Annotated in this window: 18 protein-coding genes and 4 tRNA genes; 1 reads left to right on the top strand and 21 read right to left on the bottom strand. The window is 28.0% G+C overall.

Features of this window, described 5'->3' with window-relative positions:
* Positions 1-8: 8 nt before the first annotated feature.
* The 12 genes from asnB to VJI77_RS03465 form a co-directional block, all read right to left on the bottom strand.
* Positions 9-1,832, bottom strand: a complete 1,824-nt coding sequence (gene asnB, locus VJI77_RS03520; RefSeq protein ID WP_323988297.1) for an asparagine synthase (glutamine-hydrolyzing) — start codon at positions 1,830-1,832, stop codon at positions 9-11.
* 73 nt (positions 1,833-1,905) lie between these two features.
* Entirely contained in the window at positions 1,906-3,381 is a 1,476-nt protein-coding gene (locus VJI77_RS03515) for a UDP-N-acetylmuramoyl-L-alanyl-D-glutamate--2,6-diaminopimelate ligase (RefSeq protein ID WP_323988296.1), read from the bottom strand.
* Between the two features lie 87 nt (positions 3,382-3,468).
* Positions 3,469-3,542, bottom strand: a tRNA-Cys gene (locus VJI77_RS03510).
* 9 nt (positions 3,543-3,551) lie between these two features.
* Positions 3,552-3,626: transfer RNA gene (locus tag VJI77_RS03505), tRNA-Gly, on the bottom strand.
* A 3-nt stretch (positions 3,627-3,629) separates the two neighbouring features.
* Positions 3,630-3,705, bottom strand: a tRNA-Phe gene (locus VJI77_RS03500).
* A gap of 85 nt (positions 3,706-3,790) precedes the next feature.
* Positions 3,791-3,866, bottom strand: a tRNA-Lys gene (locus VJI77_RS03495).
* Positions 3,867-4,026: 160 nt separating this feature from the next.
* A complete protein-coding gene (gene mobB, locus VJI77_RS03490; protein ID WP_323988295.1) occupies positions 4,027-4,518 on the bottom strand; it encodes a molybdopterin-guanine dinucleotide biosynthesis protein B in 492 nt (163 codons plus the stop codon).
* Entirely contained in the window at positions 4,508-5,737 is a 1,230-nt protein-coding gene (locus VJI77_RS03485; RefSeq protein ID WP_323988294.1) for a molybdopterin molybdotransferase MoeA, read from the bottom strand. Before VJI77_RS03485 ends, mobB begins: the two co-directional genes overlap by 11 nt.
* Positions 5,727-6,299 (bottom strand): AI-2E family transporter, encoded by a 573-nt coding sequence (locus VJI77_RS03480; RefSeq protein WP_323988293.1) that lies wholly within the window; start codon positions 6,297-6,299, stop codon positions 5,727-5,729. Before VJI77_RS03480 ends, VJI77_RS03485 begins: the two co-directional genes overlap by 11 nt.
* Before the next feature lie 13 nt (positions 6,300-6,312).
* Positions 6,313-7,578: a glucose-6-phosphate isomerase gene (locus VJI77_RS03475; RefSeq protein WP_323988292.1), complete on the bottom strand. Its 1,266-nt coding sequence runs from the start codon at positions 7,576-7,578 to the stop codon at positions 6,313-6,315.
* Positions 7,578-8,687, bottom strand: a complete 1,110-nt coding sequence (locus tag VJI77_RS03470; RefSeq protein WP_323988291.1) for a SpoIIE family protein phosphatase — start codon at positions 8,685-8,687, stop codon at positions 7,578-7,580. Before VJI77_RS03470 ends, VJI77_RS03475 begins: the two co-directional genes overlap by 1 nt.
* Before the next feature lie 17 nt (positions 8,688-8,704).
* Positions 8,705-9,838 (bottom strand): THUMP domain-containing class I SAM-dependent RNA methyltransferase, encoded by a 1,134-nt coding sequence (locus VJI77_RS03465; RefSeq protein WP_323988290.1) that lies wholly within the window; start codon positions 9,836-9,838, stop codon positions 8,705-8,707.
* A 171-nt stretch (positions 9,839-10,009) separates the two neighbouring features.
* On the opposite strand from VJI77_RS03465, the gene VJI77_RS03460 reads away from it, so the two are divergent.
* Positions 10,010-10,573, top strand: a complete 564-nt coding sequence (locus tag VJI77_RS03460; RefSeq protein ID WP_009354650.1) for an ECF transporter S component — start codon at positions 10,010-10,012, stop codon at positions 10,571-10,573.
* Between the two features lie 82 nt (positions 10,574-10,655).
* Here VJI77_RS03460 and VJI77_RS03455 read toward each other — a convergent pair whose 3' ends face one another.
* The 9 genes from VJI77_RS03455 to VJI77_RS03415 all read right to left on the bottom strand — a co-directional run bounded on the left by VJI77_RS03455 (position 10,656) and on the right by VJI77_RS03415 (position 15,996).
* The gene (locus VJI77_RS03455) at positions 10,656-10,895 is read right to left on the bottom strand and encodes a Veg family protein (RefSeq protein ID WP_323988289.1); all 240 of its coding nucleotides are present in this window, start codon (positions 10,893-10,895) and stop codon (positions 10,656-10,658) included.
* Positions 10,896-11,025: 130 nt separating this feature from the next.
* Positions 11,026-11,154, bottom strand: coding sequence for an LPXTG cell wall anchor domain-containing protein (locus tag VJI77_RS03450; RefSeq protein WP_293440089.1), 129 nt, complete (start codon positions 11,152-11,154; stop codon positions 11,026-11,028).
* Positions 11,155-11,166: 12 nt separating this feature from the next.
* Positions 11,167-11,973, bottom strand: a complete 807-nt coding sequence (locus tag VJI77_RS03445) for a hypothetical protein (RefSeq protein WP_323988288.1) — start codon at positions 11,971-11,973, stop codon at positions 11,167-11,169.
* A 3-nt stretch (positions 11,974-11,976) separates the two neighbouring features.
* Entirely contained in the window at positions 11,977-12,249 is a 273-nt protein-coding gene (locus VJI77_RS03440) for a cyclic-di-AMP receptor (RefSeq protein WP_009354493.1), read from the bottom strand.
* Positions 12,250-12,257: 8 nt separating this feature from the next.
* Complete coding sequence (locus VJI77_RS03435; protein WP_293440093.1) at positions 12,258-12,584, bottom strand: cyclic-di-AMP receptor; 327 nt, start codon at positions 12,582-12,584, stop codon at positions 12,258-12,260.
* Positions 12,581-13,210, bottom strand: coding sequence for a dTMP kinase (tmk, locus tag VJI77_RS03430; RefSeq protein WP_323988287.1), 630 nt, complete (start codon positions 13,208-13,210; stop codon positions 12,581-12,583). Before tmk ends, VJI77_RS03435 begins: the two co-directional genes overlap by 4 nt.
* An 11-nt stretch (positions 13,211-13,221) precedes the next feature.
* On the bottom strand, positions 13,222-13,539 hold the full coding sequence (locus VJI77_RS03425) for a pro-sigmaK processing inhibitor BofA family protein (RefSeq protein WP_293440097.1): 318 nt from the start codon (positions 13,537-13,539) through the stop codon (positions 13,222-13,224).
* 108 nt (positions 13,540-13,647) lie between these two features.
* On the bottom strand, positions 13,648-15,009 hold the full coding sequence (locus tag VJI77_RS03420) for an aldehyde dehydrogenase (RefSeq protein WP_323988286.1): 1,362 nt from the start codon (positions 15,007-15,009) through the stop codon (positions 13,648-13,650).
* Positions 15,010-15,186: 177 nt separating this feature from the next.
* Positions 15,187-15,996 carry an MBL fold metallo-hydrolase gene (locus tag VJI77_RS03415; RefSeq protein ID WP_323988285.1) on the bottom strand — a complete coding sequence of 270 codons (810 nt, stop codon included), beginning with the start codon at positions 15,994-15,996 and terminating at the stop codon, positions 15,187-15,189.
* Positions 15,997-16,007: the final 11 nt, after the last annotated feature.

Genomic DNA, 16,007 nt, shown 5'->3' with positions numbered 1-16,007 from the left:
TTTACCTCTTAATTAAAATATTGTTCATACCATTTTAAAAATGTATAAATAGTATAAATTTTACGACCATTATTGTTTTTATTATTAAAGTGATCGTCAAGAAGTGAATTGATTTTTTCCACATCAAAAAATTCACTTACAAAATCCTTATTGAAAGTTTCTTTAACAATATTATAATATTTTTCTTCCTTAATCCATAAAACAAAAGGAACAACAAAACCTAACTTTCTTCTCTTAGCCCAATCATCAGGCAATTTGTTCAAAGCAGCTTTTCTAAAAGCATATTTTGTTATTTCATTATGAACTTTATGTCTTACAGGAATCGTTCTTGCAAGTTCCCACATCTTTTTATCTAAAAGTGGAACTCTAAGCTCAATAGAATTTGCCATAGTCATCTTATCTGCTTTAAGCAAAATATCGTCAACTATCCACATTTTCATATCAAGATATAATCTCTTAGAAACATCATCCATATCTTTAACTTCATCATAATATTTTTTAGTTAAATCTCTTGATGTTTCAGAATTTTGATATTTTTCTTTTAAAAGTAAATTGGCTTGTTCATCAGTCATTATTTCTGCAGGTCCAATATATCTATCTTCAACCTTTCGACCATACTTCATTATAATAGTCTTTCCACTAAAATGCTTTTTATCTTTGTACTTGTTATATAACTTATTTCTTAAACTAAATGGTAATTTTTTGTAAATTCTTTGTGGAAGAGCCTCTGCATATTCATTATATCCTGCAAATAATTCATCAGCTCCTTCTCCTGACAAAACTACCTTAACTTGTTCAGATGCAAGTTTTGACAAGAAATATAGAGCAACAGAAGAAAGATTTGCATGTGGCTCATCTGAATAATATTGCACTTTATTTATTCCGTCAAAAAACTCATCAGGCGTTATTATTTTTGAAAAATTTTCAATCCCTAATCTATCTGAAAGATCTTTTGCATAAACTGTTTCATCAAAGCCTTTATTATCAAAACCTACTGAAAAAGTTTTGTTAGGCATAGCTGTTGCAACAACATAACTTGAGTCAACACCGCCTGACAAGAAAGAGCCAACTTCAACATCACTAATCTTGTGATATTTAACTGATTCTTCAACTTCTTTTTCTATCTTGCTTACAGCTTCATCAAAAGTCATTTCCTTATAATCAAGAGTTAAATTGTAATAACTCTTTATTTCAAGTTTCCCATTTTCAAAAATATAATAATGTCCTGGTCTAAGTTTCTTTACACCTTTGAAAAATGTTTCTTCTAAAGGATTGTATTGAAAAACTAAATAATGCTTTAATGCTTTTTCATTAATTTCTTTTTTAAACTTTGGATATTTTAAGAATGACTTAACTTCTGAACCAAAAATAAAATCTCCGTCAATCATTGTATAATAATATGGTTTTATTCCGAAATGATCTCTTGCTCCAAAAAGTCTCTCTTTCTTACTATCCCAAATAGTAAAAGCAAACATTCCTCTTAATTTAGCTAAAATGCCTTCTTCACCATATTCTTCATATCCATGCAAAATAACTTCGGTATCAGTATTTGTTTTAAATTTATATCCCTTTTCTAACAAATCATCCTTAATTTCTTGATAATTATAAATTTCTCCATTAAAAATAATAGCCACATCATTATTTTCATTCAAAATCGGCTGAGAGCCTTCGTGTAAATCAATTATACTAAGTCTTCTAAACCCAAAATTAATTCCTTTATCAAAATAATATCCGTCACTATCTGGACCACGATGGATAATTTGATTATTCATCTCTTTTATTATATTTTCATCTTTTATATCTTTACTGTAAAATCCTACAAATCCACACATAATTTCTCCTTAAATACTACTTAAAAGAATTAACAAATTATTAATTAATTATATCATATAGAACAATTTATTTCTAATTTTTTAAAATTTCCTTAACTGTATCTATCTCACTATAAGGAAAATATTCATCACCAATTACTTGATATGGCTCTGCACCCTTTCCTGCAAGTAATACAATATCATTTTCTTTTGCTATTTTAAAAGCATATTCTATTGCTTCTTTTCTATCTTCAACAACAGTATAATTACCCTTGTCACATTCAGAAACCAATTCTCTTACAATTTTGCTAATTGACTCATGTCTAGGATTATCTGCTGTAAATACAACTTCATCAGAATTTTCTAAAGCTATTTTTCCTAAATCAGGTCTCATACTGGAATCTCTATTACCACCACTATGACCAATCATAGTAATAATTCTACTATGAGGAACTTTATTCAAAGTTTCAAGTACATTTATAAGTCCATCTGGAGTATGAGCAAAATCAATTATTATTTTGTAATTTCTATTTGATTCTACTATTTCCATTCTACCACTTACACCTGTAAAACTCTTTAAAGCATCTAATATATCTGAGATTGAAATTCCTTTAACATATCCAGCACAAATTGAAGCCAACACATTATATACATTAAAAATTCCAACTAAATTAGTTTCAACTCTATATACTTCATCTAAAAAATGTAAATCAAATCTCATTTTCCAATCATCAAATGAAATATTATCAGCAAAAAAATCAGCATTTTTATTATTTAAACCATAAGTAATAATTTCTGATGGAATATGTTCAGCAAATTTTTTTGAATAATCATCATCGCTATTTAAAATAGCTGTTTTTAACTTTCCATTCTTTAAATTATGACCTAATTGTGTAAATAAAAGCTCCTTTGTATTTGCATAATTTTCCATTGTCTTGTGTAATTCTAAATGTTCATGGGATAAATTTGTAAAAATTGCACAATCAAAATCACAACCTAAAACTCTATCTAAAGCCAGTGCATGTGATGAAACTTCCATTACACAACATTTGCAATTTTCAATAACCATTTCATTTAAAAATCCTTGCAAATCAACAGAAATAGGAGTTGTATTTTTAGTAGGGATTACTTTATTTCCTATTTTATGATGTATTGTTCCTATTAATCCTGTTTTCATATTACAAGTTTCAAAAATATGATTAATTAAATAACTTGTAGTTGTCTTTCCATTAGTTCCAGTTATTCCAACCATAAATAGTTTTTCGCTTGGACATTTATATAGCACATTAGCTAGAAGTCCCATAACTTTTAATGTATCTTTAACATAAACAACTGGAACATTCCCTGACTTATCAGATACATCCTTTGATGCTATCAATAATTTTGCACCATTTTTTACAGCACTCTCAACAAATGAATGTCCATCTACAGTATTACCTTCTATGCAAATAAAAACAGTATTCTCTTTTATATTTCTATTATCTTGTGAAATATATTCTATATTTATATTTTCAATATTTCCGCAAATTTTTTTTACCTTTAAATAAGATAACAATTCACTAGCTAACATATCTTACTCCTATCTATAAAACTCCAATTAACACTCTAATTATTTTATTATTCTTTACATAAACAAAAAAGGTCTCATAAGAGACCTTGGAGGCGACATCCAGATTTGAACTGGAGATGAAGGTGTTGCAGACCTCTGCCTTACCACTTGGCTATGTCGCCAAATCGAAATGGAGCGGAAGACGAGATTCGAACTCGCGACCCTCGCCTTGGCAAGGCGATGCTCTACCACTGAGCCACTCCCGCAAATGGTGCCCAGAGGCGGAATCGAACCACCGACACGAGGATTTTCAGTCCTCTGCTCTACCGACTGAGCTATCTGGGCATATAATATTGAATTTTTTAAAAACTTTTGAAATTTTTATACTTACTTTCACCATCTGGACTTATTTTATAACCTAAAAATTAATTGGTGCACCTTCAGGGGTTCGAACCCTGGACACCCTGATTAAGAGTCAGGTGCTCTGCCAGCTGAGCTAAAGGTGCATATTTGATACCTAAATAGTATAAATCATTTATTTTAATTTGTCAAGTACTTTACAATATTTTTTATAGGACAAAGCTCTACTTTCTTGATATTTTTAATTAGTCATTTTTATATAACACTTTCAAGTAGGCAAAAAAATTGAGACGTAAAACATCTCAATTAAATACTAAAGTAATCTTTTATTTTTTCTGCAATTTTTACATATTCATTTGATTTAAATTGATCTACATCCAAATCATGTTCTATATCTGAAACAATTGCAATTAGTTTTTCTTTTTCAGAAATTATTTTTGTCGAATATCCTGTTCTATAAATTTCAATTCTATCTAAGTTTTCCCATTTATATCCTTCAACTAAAACAAAATCATATTCAGTCATTGTTTTTAAAACATCATTCAAAGATTTTTCATAATTCAAGTTTTCGACTGTTATTACTCTATTTGGGCTAACCATTTTTACACAACTTGCTCCAGACTGTGAGAATATATAACTGTCTTTTCCCTCTCTATCAAAATCAAATTCTCTATGATGATGTTTTACAACTCCTACTTTCAATCCTTCTTTAGAAAATATTTTTAACAAATTTTTTATTAAAGTTGTCTTTCCAATATTAGAACATTCTCCAACTATGGAAATTGCTTTATTGTTCATACAAAAACTCCGCTTCAATTATTTTTCCCTTAGAAATTTCAGTTTGACTTGGGACAATAACTATGGAATTTTTTGAAACCATTGTAGATAAAACTCCTGATTTTTGTCCTTCTTCAATTTCTGTAAAGAATTTCCCATCTTTGTATAATGTTGTTGCTCTTAAAATTCTACTAACTTTTGCTTTATTGTTAAATCCGTTAATTAATTCGCTTTGAACTTTAAGCATATTAGCATTTCTGTTTTGTAATCTTAAAATTATTGGTCTTACATAAAGGTAGAAATTCATAAAAGATGCTGCAGGATTTCCAGATAAAGCAAATATAAATTTACCTTCATATTCTCCAAAGAAAACATGTCCACCCGGTTTTGCCATAACTCTTGTAAAAATAGTCTTTACTCCTATTTTATCTAATGCAGTTAAAACAAAATCACTGTCTCCAACGGAAATTCCTCCTGTAGAAATAACAATATCGCTATTTCTTATAGCCTTTCTATACATATCAACCAAGGAATCCAAATCATCTTCAACTTTTCCATATTGGATAACATCGGCATTGTACATTTTACCAAGTTGTTCAATAGTATAACTGTTACTATTTCTTATCTTTCCATCTTCCATCTTATCAGTAACATCAAGTAGCTCACTTCCTGTAGCAAAAACACTTAACAGAGGCGCTTTATAGACCTTAATAAAAGGAATTCCAAGACTAGCTAAAACACCAATTTCTGCAGGAGTTAGAAATGTACCTTTTTTTATTATTACATCGCCTTTTCTTACATCTTCACCAAGTCCAATTATATTTTTATTTTTCCCTATTGGAGAAAAAATCTTAACTTCTTTGTCGTTAAATTCAGTTTCTTCATATCTTACGATACAATTTGCACCACTCGGAACTTTTGCTCCAGTCATCAATCTAACTGCTTGTCCTTTAGAAACTGATTTTTCAGAAACGTCCCCTGCCATTATTACATCTATAACTTCTAGAACAACAGGATTTTCTTTGCTTGCATTTACGACATCTTCTTCCCTAAAAGCATAGCCATCCAATGGTGACTTATCAAAGTTAGGAATATTAACTTTTGAAATTATATCTTCAGCGATAACTTTTTCTAAAGCATCATTGAAGTATACTTTTTCAATTTTTTCTTCAACTTTGACTTCATCAACTATTTTTCTAGCTTCTTTTAATTCAATAGGTGAAAAATTATTAATTATCATGGTCATCTCCTATACTTTCATAATCGTATTTTTTTCTAAGTTCTCTTTCTCTAAGTCTTTTTTCTTTTCTTTCTTTCATCTTTCTTTTTTGATCAAAAGAGTAAATATCGTTAATATTTATCAAAGTATTCAAAATAAATATTATTACAGTCATTATTGAAAGTCCTTTATTTCCGCCGATAATTTTAGATATAATTGCTAAAAAGATTATAACTCCAATTTTATAATTAAGTTTTCTTCCTAATAAAATTGGTTCTAAGACTAATCTAACACATAATATTGTAAGGTACAATATTGCTAAATTAGCTGAAATTACGACTTCGTGATTAATCAAATTAACTACAATTTGATAAGCCAAATAAAGTCCATTACCTATTATTGGAACAATTTCCAAAATACCCATAATTAAACCAGCTTTAAATTTCCCAGGATAACCCATTAGGTAAACAGCAATTAATGAAGTAAGCATTGCTAACAAAACGAGAATTCCTTGTACTTTTAAATAAAAACTTAAAGTTTTTCTACATTTTTTAAGCATAGCTTTTATATAGCTTACATACATATTTCTTCCTCCTTTACATCTTTTCTAATAATTGATACATATTTTTTTTATAATTATCTACTCCAGGTTGATCAAAAGGGTTAACGTCCAACATATAAGCAGAAATAGCACAAGACATTTCAAAAAAGTAAATTAACTTTCCAATATTGTATGCATCTAATTTTGGAACAGTAATCTTAATAGTTGGAACATCACCATCTGTATGTGCCTTCCTTGTAGCTGTAACAGCAACCTTATTTATTTCATTAAGTGATTTTTTTGCTAAATAATTTAAATTGTCAAAATCTTCATCGATAAGAGGAATGATAATGTCATTCTTTAAATCTTCAACTTCAATTATAGTTTCAAAAGTGATTTTATTTCCATCTTGAATCATTTGACCAAAAGAATGTAAATCTCTTGTGAAAATTGCACTTTCTACATAAAGTCCTTTTCCATTTTTTCCTTCACTTTCAGCAAATAATTGTTTCCACCACTCTTGAAGATAAGCTAGTTTAAATTCATGTGCAACTAAGTATTCTATTTCCTTTTTTTCATCTTTAAACATTGCATTTCTAATTATTGCATATTTTAAAGAAATATTATCCAAACTTTTCTTAGTATATTCTTCTAAGCCATCATTTGCTCCAAGTAAAAGCGCATCAGCATCAATTCCTGCACACATAATAGGAAATAAACCAACCGCTGTTAAAACTGAAAATCTTCCACCAATATCATCAGGTACATTAAAAGTTTCGTAACCGACTTTATTGCTAAGTTCTTTTAACAATCCTCGTTCTGAATCAGTTGTAACAATAATTCTATTTATCGATTCTTTTCCATATTTTTCTTCACATAATTCTTTTAAAACTCTAAAAGCTACAGCAGTTTCAAATGTACTTCCTGATTTTGAAATTACATTTATGAAAAAGTCCTTATCTTTTATATATTCAACCAATTCACTCAAATAATCTCCGCTTAGATTATTCCCTGCAAATACAATATCCAAGCTATCTTGTTTGAAATAAGGTTTAAGGGCTTTTATAACAGCTTTAGATCCTAGGAAACTTCCTCCTACACCAATAACAACAAGAACTTCTGACTTTTTTACTTTTTCAGAAAGTTTTTTCATTCTTGAGTATTCTTCTCTGTCATAAACTTCTGGATGAGTTACCCAACCTAAAAAATTACTCCCCAAACCATTTTTATTTAAAATAAAATCTAATGCTTTAAAAGCATCTTCTTTATAATTAGTAAAACATAAATCTTCTGAGAAATCTAGCTCAAAATTATTTATCATTATAAAACCCTCATACTTAGTAATGCAATATCATCTTCTTGAATTCCACATCTAAATTCAGAAACAGCTTCAACTAACTTGTTCAAAAGTTCCTTATCAGAAAGTGAATTTTTATATTTATCTACTACATTAAAAAATCTTTCTTCTCCATATTCTTCTCTGTTTTCATTTTTTGTTTCAGTGAGTCCATCTGTATAAAATAGCACACAATCTCCATGACATAGTTTTGCTTTACCAACAGAATATCTACTATCTTGGAATAACCAAGATATTGGTAAACCACTTAATTCTAATCGAACATTTTTATCCTTATTAAATAAAATTGGGATAGAATTATGTCCTGCATTTGAATACTCAAATTCACAAGTTTCTCTATTGTAAATCCCCAAAAATATTGTAAAATACATTTCTAAATTAAGTTTTGAAAACTCCTTTGATAAGGCTCTTAATATCTCTCTTGGATGTTCTATTTTTCGTCCATGAACTAACATCCTAACGGAAAATTTTATAAACATTGTTATCATACTTGCAGAAATACCATGACCCATAACATCAGCTATATATACACAAGTTTTATCATTAGGTAATTCTATGACATCAAAAAAATCTCCTGATAACTGATCAGATGATATATATTTATATTCTAAATTTAGTCCATCAATATGACTCAATTTAGATAATAAACTTTTTTGTATATCCGATGCAGTTAACATATCATTTTTTATCATTTTTTGATATTTGATTAGGTCTTTTTGAAGTCTATTACCTTCTGTAATATCTCTAAAAACTTCAATACTACCCCAGTAATCCTTTTTGTCATCAAAAATAGGACTACTCTTTACTAAAAAGTCTCTTTCTCCAACTGATAATAATTCAGTTTCTACATCTTCCTTGTGTCCAATGGGTGCAACACATTTTAAAGAAGAAAAAATTTTATCATTCTTATGTATGTAATCATCTGAAAACAAACAAAACTTTCCTTCTTCATTTTCTAAAAATTTTTTCATGCTGGCATTAGTATATACAATTCGTCCAGTTTTATCGAAAACTCGAACTAAATCTTCCATAAAATCTGCCAGTTCAAAATTTAAATGTGTAATCTTGTCCATATACATTCTGTTCTCCGTTATTTTGGTTTGGGTCCATAAAATTGATAGAAATCGACTTTAATTCTTCCGTTAAAGAGCTTTCTCTTTCTATCAGCTTTCCTCCCATATAATCTTTCAAAACTTTCTATACTTGTTATTAAATACACAGACCAAGTATCTAATTCCTTAAATTTTTTCCCAAAATCTCTATAAAGCCTCTCAACTTCTTCCATATCTCCCATACGTTCTCCATATGGAGGATTGGTAACAACAACGCCATATTCATTATAAAGATCAACATCTCTCATATCTTTTATAAAAAATGAAATTTCATCATCCACGCCTAAAATATCAGCATTATCTCTAGCTATTAAAATCGAATGTCTATCTATATCCGACCCTAAAATTTTTAAATCTCTATCATAATCTATTAATGCTCTTGCTATATTTTTCTCGTTTTTTAAAGCATCTTTATCTAATAAATTCCAATTTTCAAAAGCAAAATTTCTCATTATACCAGGAGCAATATTTCTTCCTATCATATAGGCTTCAATACAAAGAGTTCCACTTCCACAAAAAGGATCGTAAAAAACTCTACTCAGTTCCCAAAAAGATAAACTAATCATAGCACTTGCTAAAGTTTCCTTAAGTGGTGCATCTCCTGCTCTCTTTCTATATCCTCTTTTATGTAAAGCCTCTCCTGAAGTATCAACGGTAACAGTTGCAATATCCTTTAAAATAGATACTTCTATATAGTACAATGCATCTGAAGTTTCATCAAACCATTCAACTCCATAAACATTTTTAAGTCTATCAACTATTGCTCTTTTTGTAATCTTTTGAATATCTGATAAACTAAAAAGTTTTGATTTTACACTATTAGCATTTACAGGAAATTTATCATTTACTGAAATTAAATCTTCCCATTTTATTTTCTTTATTCCTTGATACAAATCTTCAAAACTTAAAACTTTAAATTCATCCAATTTAAGTAAAATTCTTTCTGCACATCTAACCCATAAATTAACTTTCGCAATATCATTTACATTTGCTAAAAATTCTACTTTTCCATCAGAAACTTTTATATCATCAAAACCAAGTTTGATTATCTCTCTTTTAACAACTGCCTCTAAACCAAAAGCACAAGTGGCAATTAAAGTTATTCTTTTCATTATTTCTCCATTTATATAAAAATCTAATATAACAAAAATACATCTATCATTGACTATAATTATACCAAATTTGCATAAAAAAAACAAAAGAAATTGAAAATTATGGAATTTTTCTATTATTTTTGTTATAATAAACAAGGCTTTAATATTCAAAACTATAAGGAGGAATTTATGAAAGATATTTCAACAAAATCCGTAACAAAAATCGGAATACTAAGTGCAATTGTAATTATTTTATCACTTTCTCCAATAGGATTTATTCCATTAGGAGTAGTTAGAATTACTACAGTACATATACCAATAGTTTTAATCGCATTAATAGAGAAACCAACAGTATCGTTTTTTGTTGGATTAATTTTTGGATTATTCTCATTTTTTCAACATTTATCAGGAATAAGTCCTCTATCTTTTATGTTTATAAATCCGATGGTATCAATACTTCCAAGAGCGCTGATAGGGGTTGGAACATATTATACATTTAATTTTATAAAAAAATACATTAAAAATATTTTTAATGTTGTACTTGCAAGTATGGTAGGAACAATGATAAACACATTTGGAGTTCTTTCTATGGCATACATATTCTGTGCTAATCAAATATATGATGTTTTAAAAGTCAATCCTGCAAAATTTTTATTTGGAGTTGCAATTTCAAATGGAATTCCTGAAATAATAGTATGTTCTGCATTAGTTCCTATAATTTACAAGAGTTTACAAAAAATTTTAAAATTTTAGCAAAAATGGGTGATTATTAATCACTCATTTCTTATATACACAAAAAAAGAACTTTGAAAAATCAAAGTTCTAATAATCTATTTTAGCTTGCCTTTAAACTTACTTGAGATGTCAAAACATCAAAATATGAATATGAACAAGTTCTTGTTTTATGTTCTTCTGTTTCAATTTCAACAGTAAAGAATGAAGTAAATACTTCTCCAATTACTCCCTTAATTTCAACATATTCTTCTTTGCTTCGTTTAATAGTAATCAATACTTTTCTTCCAATGTTGTTTCCCAAAACTCTTTTAATCATAGCTAATTTCTCTTTTGTATCCATAACAGCACCGCCTTTTATATATATTTTAACATAAAAAATAAATAAAGTCAAATTAGAAAACTTTGATAAAAAAGCAAAAAACTGTAGATATTTTATAAGAATATCTACAGTTAAATATATCCATAAAAAGTTATTTATTTCTTCTCTTCATAACTAATACAACTATAATGGCTATTAAACTTAAAACTCCTATTATTAAAAATAGATTCTTACTACTATCAATATTCATAAATGAAATAAGATTAGTATATTCTCCCATACAAACCTCCAACTACCTCAAAATTGTTATAAATACTTTCTCAATAGACAATTGAAAATTCACATTATTATACAAATTTTCTCTAACAATTTCTATCGTTTCTAAAATTTTTGATAATTTCTTTTTATCAAAATCAACATTATTTTTAAATATTTTCAAAATATCTTTATTTGAAACATCTTGACCCGTTTCTAAAAAAATATAAAATTCTTTAAAAAAATTATACAATAAAGGTATAAAATTTCTATCCTCTTTTAAACTCAAAAGATATTCCTTATTTTTCGAATCATAAATTGCCAAAAAGTCACCTTTAAGTGCAATGGATAAAATTTCCAACAATTTACCATAATCTGAATAATCAAAGTTTTCTGAGGAATTTACTTCTGAAACAAAAATACATCTACTTCTTATTGTTGACAATAGTTTATATCTTGAATCAACTAAAATACAGATTATGACATAGTCAAAAGACTCTTCTAGAGTTTTTAATAAAGCATTTGATGATTCTGCTCTTAAAAACTGTCCACCTTTTATGATAACCAATTTATACTTTGATTCCAAAGGTCTTTTTTGGACATATTTAATCATCTCTCTAATTGAATCAATAGGAATATTATTCCTTTCGCTTTCAATTATCATCAAATCAGGATGTGTTTGCTCTTCAATTTCTCTAGAAATTTTAAAATCATCTTCAGGATTTAAAACCTTTAATGTTAATTCTTTAGAAACTTTATCTAAAAAATCTTCGCTTCCCTCAACAATATAGTTTTGGGAAAAATCAAAGAAATCAATCTTTTCTTTGAAAAGAGTGTAATTCATAAACTACACCCTAATAAATTGATTCATATTTAGAACAAACATTACAGTATTAGCTGTTTTATCATCAACTGTTTCCTTATTTTTTGAAATATTTAAAATCATTTCTTTAACTCTATCTAATTTTTCTTCTTCAATACCTATCAATATTGTAGTATTTCCTTTTTTGAAAAATCCACCTGTTGAAGATAGTTTTGTAGCTCTAACTTTATTTTCAGAAAGCTCATTTAAAACGTCCTGAGCTATATGGTCTTGTATAATTGCTAAAATAAGTTTCATAAAATCACCTACATTCTTACAAAATCTACAACATCAAGTACAAAAATTGTAGCACCACCTACTAGAACTTCCATAGGGAAAGGAATATAAGCGTCGCCTGGCATTGTAACACTCAAAACAGATGTTGTAATTTCTCTTGACTTGCAATTTTCTTCAATAATTTTCAAACATTCATCTAACTTTTCTTCTTCAACCCCAATTAAAAGAGTTGAGTTTCCAGCTCTTAAAAATCCACCTGTTGAAGCAAGATTTGTCATTCTGAATCCCTTTTCAGTTAAATCTTCTTGTAGTGGGTTCAAGTCTTGATCTTGAACTATTGCAATAATCATCTTCATAGCAATTCCTCCATTTTTTCATCTATTATTTTTTTTACATCTTCAAAAACTTCTTCCATGCTTTTAGTAGCATCGACTTTTCTTAAGACTTTATCATCTTTCATTTCCTCAAGAAGTTCCATATATGTATCATAAACTCTACTATGGAAATCATCTCCCGAAAGTTCAAGTCTATCAGCATTTTCATTTAAAGACTTTCTTTTCAAAGTTGTCAAAGGGTCAACATAAAAGAAAATAATCACATCTGGATTAACTCCATTAATAGCAAAATCATTTATTCTTTTAACATTTTCAACCCCAAGTTTTCTGCCACCACCTTGATAAGCAAGTGAACTTAAAACAAATCTATCTGAAATAACAATATTACCCTTTTCCAAATTCGGCTTTACAAGTTCATCAATATGTTGAGCTCTACTAGCTGCATAAAGTAATGCTTCTGTTCGTGGCGACATATTTACATTATCATTAGATAAAATAAGTTCTCTAATTTCTTCTGATATTTTTGTTCCACCTGGTTCTCTTGTAAAAATTATTTTTTCGTTATCCTTATAGTATTTCTTAATTAAATTTATTATCGAAGTTTTCCCACACCCGTCGGGACCTTCAAAAGTAATAAATAAACCCATTATTTAACTCCTTAGAATGAATAAAATAAATATGATAAAATTATTCCAACTATTCCGAAGCTACCAACTAAAAAGTAGCTCAAATAAGTAAATGGAACAATAACTATTTTAAAAATCGCTAAAATATATAAAATTACATATCCGATTATAGAATTCACAATAATCTTTTTTAAAATCTTTAAAGGGAACTTTAGTAATTTAAAAACTAAAATAATTAATAAAATTCCTACAATATAAGAAATAATACTATGTTCGAAAAAAAACTTACTTAAACCAGCGAAATCAAGAGACTCTAACGAATCATAATACATTTTTCCTAGGTTTTCCAAAGTATCACTCTCCTATTCTTACTATTATTTTATCACAATGCAAATATTTTATCAATTAAAACTGTCAAAAAATAAATATATCTATTCTAACCGTTTTTTATTTATTTGCTACATTATCTTTTTAAATATATTCAATTTTTTCAAATCAAAAGGTGCATATCTAAATGGCAAATCAAAAATCTTTTTATTTTTTACAATTCCTTTTTTGTGACTTAATAAATCAAAACCATGTTTTCCATGATATGAACCCATACCACTATTTCCTACACCACCAAAAGGAATATGACTATTTGCAAGTTGCATTATAGTGTCATTCACACAACCTCCTCCATAAGAAAGGCTGTTAATAATATACTCTGCATTTTCCTTTCTTTGAGAAAAAATATAACATGCTAATGGTTTTTCTCTTTCTTTAATTATATCAATTACTTTATCTATATCATCATACTCAATAATCGGTAACAAAGGTCCAAAAATTTCATCTTTCATAATCTCGTGATTAAAATCTACATCAGGAAAAATAGTAGGTTCAATCTTTCTTTCGCTATCATTGCTTTTCCCACCAATTACTTTTGACTCAGTCTTTATTAAATTTAAAAGACGTTCATAATGACGAGTATTAATAATTTTTGGATAAGATTTGTTATTTACAGCATCTGGATATCTTAATTCAATTTCTTTTTGCAAATATTTAATAAGTTCTTCTTTTACATTTCTATGAACAACAATATAGTCTATTGAAACACATGTCTGTCCTGCATTTAAAAGTTTCCCCCATATTATACGTTTTGCAGAAAGTTTTATATCAGCGGTTTCGTCAATAATACAAGGACTCTTTCCCCCTAACTCCAAAGATACAGGAATTAAATTTTCACTTGCAACACGCATTATGATTTTTCCAACTCTTGCACTTCCGGTAAAAAATATAAAATCATATCTTTGATGAAGAATTTCGTCATAATCAAGGTCAGAATCTACACAGTAAATATATTCTTCTTCAAATGTTTTATTTATTATATCTCTAATAATTTTTGATGTATTTTTACTCTCTTTTGAGCATTTTATAACAGCACAATTTCCTGCTGCAATAGCAGCAACCAGTGGGGAAAGTGACAAATTAAAAGGATAATTCCACGGTGCCATTATTAACACAACTCCATAAGGTTCTGAATAGACATAGCTTTTAGCAGAAAATGTCCCAAGACTTTCTCTCACTCTTTTAGGCTTACTCCATTTCTTCACTTTTTTCAATGCCTCATGAATTTCACCATATACTATTCCAATTTCAGTAAGATAACCTTCTGCCTCTGATTTTGAAAGATCTTCATAGAGAGCGGATAATATTTGCTTTTCATTAGTTTGAATTACTTTTTCAAGTTTTTGTAACATACTAATCCTATATTCGACAGATTTTGTTGTATTTGTAGTAAAAAATTTTCTCTGCTTTTCAACAATACTTTTTAATTCCATCTTGTACTCCTTATGATATACTATATTTTGTTAAGATTTTCTCTAAATATAAGTCAAATTTGTTTTAAAAAGTTCCTTAGAAATACCATTAATTAACTCTAAAGCCTATTAATTTAATTTTATATTATTTAAAATAAAAATAGATAATTATCTTTATAATAAAATTTAGCATTGTAATTAGTATTTCATACAGTCATCAGGAGCATCTTCATCAAAATGATTTTTTCTGCCAAAGTCTGCAGTCTCCGTAATATGAGCAAAAGTATTATTGTCAAATTCTCTATATCCACTATGACCAGTACATACAGCTTCTATGTTGTAACCCTTAACTTTTTCTTTTAATTTAATTAAGGATTTTTTATTCATTTCTGGAAATTGTGTGAAAAAGTCAAAGAACGGATAACCACCTTTTTTATTAATAGCTAAACAATCTCCACTTATAAGAATTTTGTCATCAACAATATAACACATATGTCCAATTGTATGTCCAGGAATATGAATAGCAACAATTTTTATACCTTCAATATTAAAAACGTCTCCGTCTTTAATTAGTTTATAACCAGAAGATAAACTTACACCGATATTAAGCTTTAAAAATCCTAATTTCTTCATTCTATGAAGTTGTCCTGTTAAATATTGTTCATCTTTTTCACCAATATATACTTGAGCATTTGGAAAAATATTCTTTCCATTCTTATCAATCCCGCCGGCATGATCTACGTCAACATGAGTTAAAAAAACATATTTAATATTATCTGGATTTATATTAATTTTTTCAAACTCAAAATTGACATTTGGAAAATTCATATGCCCTGAATCAAAAGCAATAGTATTACCATCTTTAGTATAAAACCATATATTTACATCAGCTTCTCTAATACATGAAATTCCCTTTGGGAAAATACCGGTATTAGATGGATTAAGCGCCTTGGTACCCTTCAAAAGATACTTTTTAAAATGTTTGTCAAAAAAATAAATTATTCCCATAATATCCTCCT

It is taken from the genome of Parvimonas sp. D2 (assembly GCF_035282635.1).
Taxonomy (GTDB): domain Bacteria; phylum Bacillota; class Clostridia; order Tissierellales; family Peptoniphilaceae; genus Parvimonas.
This window is presented reverse-complemented; position numbering and strand designations above follow the sequence as displayed.

Bases quoted from the DNA above. Each gene is read 5' to 3' on its own strand.
- asnB (WP_323988297.1), bottom strand. From the start codon at position 1,832: ATGTGTGGATTTGTAGGATTTTACAGTAAAGATATAAAAGATGAAAAT.
- VJI77_RS03515 (WP_323988296.1), bottom strand. From the start codon at position 3,381: ATGTTAGCTAGTGAATTGTTATCTTATTTAAAGGTAAAAAAAATTTGC.
- mobB (WP_323988295.1), bottom strand. From the start codon at position 4,518: ATGAACAATAAAGCAATTTCCATAGTTGGAGAATGTTCTAATATTGGA.
- VJI77_RS03485 (WP_323988294.1), bottom strand. From the start codon at position 5,737: ATGATAATTAATAATTTTTCACCTATTGAATTAAAAGAAGCTAGAAAA.
- VJI77_RS03480 (WP_323988293.1), bottom strand. From the start codon at position 6,299: ATGTATGTAAGCTATATAAAAGCTATGCTTAAAAAATGTAGAAAAACT.
- VJI77_RS03475 (WP_323988292.1), bottom strand. From the start codon at position 7,578: ATGATAAATAATTTTGAGCTAGATTTCTCAGAAGATTTATGTTTTACT.
- VJI77_RS03470 (WP_323988291.1), bottom strand. From the start codon at position 8,687: ATGGACAAGATTACACATTTAAATTTTGAACTGGCAGATTTTATGGAA.
- VJI77_RS03465 (WP_323988290.1), bottom strand. From the start codon at position 9,838: ATGAAAAGAATAACTTTAATTGCCACTTGTGCTTTTGGTTTAGAGGCA.
- VJI77_RS03460 (WP_009354650.1), top strand. From the start codon at position 10,010: ATGAAAGATATTTCAACAAAATCCGTAACAAAAATCGGAATACTAAGT.
- VJI77_RS03455 (WP_323988289.1), bottom strand. From the start codon at position 10,895: ATGGATACAAAAGAGAAATTAGCTATGATTAAAAGAGTTTTGGGAAAC.
- VJI77_RS03450 (WP_293440089.1), bottom strand. From the start codon at position 11,154: ATGGGAGAATATACTAATCTTATTTCATTTATGAATATTGATAGTAGT.
- VJI77_RS03445 (WP_323988288.1), bottom strand. From the start codon at position 11,973: ATGAATTACACTCTTTTCAAAGAAAAGATTGATTTCTTTGATTTTTCC.
- VJI77_RS03440 (WP_009354493.1), bottom strand. From the start codon at position 12,249: ATGAAACTTATTTTAGCAATTATACAAGACCATATAGCTCAGGACGTT.
- VJI77_RS03435 (WP_293440093.1), bottom strand. From the start codon at position 12,584: ATGAAGATGATTATTGCAATAGTTCAAGATCAAGACTTGAACCCACTA.
- tmk (WP_323988287.1), bottom strand. From the start codon at position 13,210: ATGGGTTTATTTATTACTTTTGAAGGTCCCGACGGGTGTGGGAAAACT.
- VJI77_RS03420 (WP_323988286.1), bottom strand. From the start codon at position 15,009: ATGGAATTAAAAAGTATTGTTGAAAAGCAGAGAAAATTTTTTACTACA.
- VJI77_RS03415 (WP_323988285.1), bottom strand. From the start codon at position 15,996: ATGGGAATAATTTATTTTTTTGACAAACATTTTAAAAAGTATCTTTTG.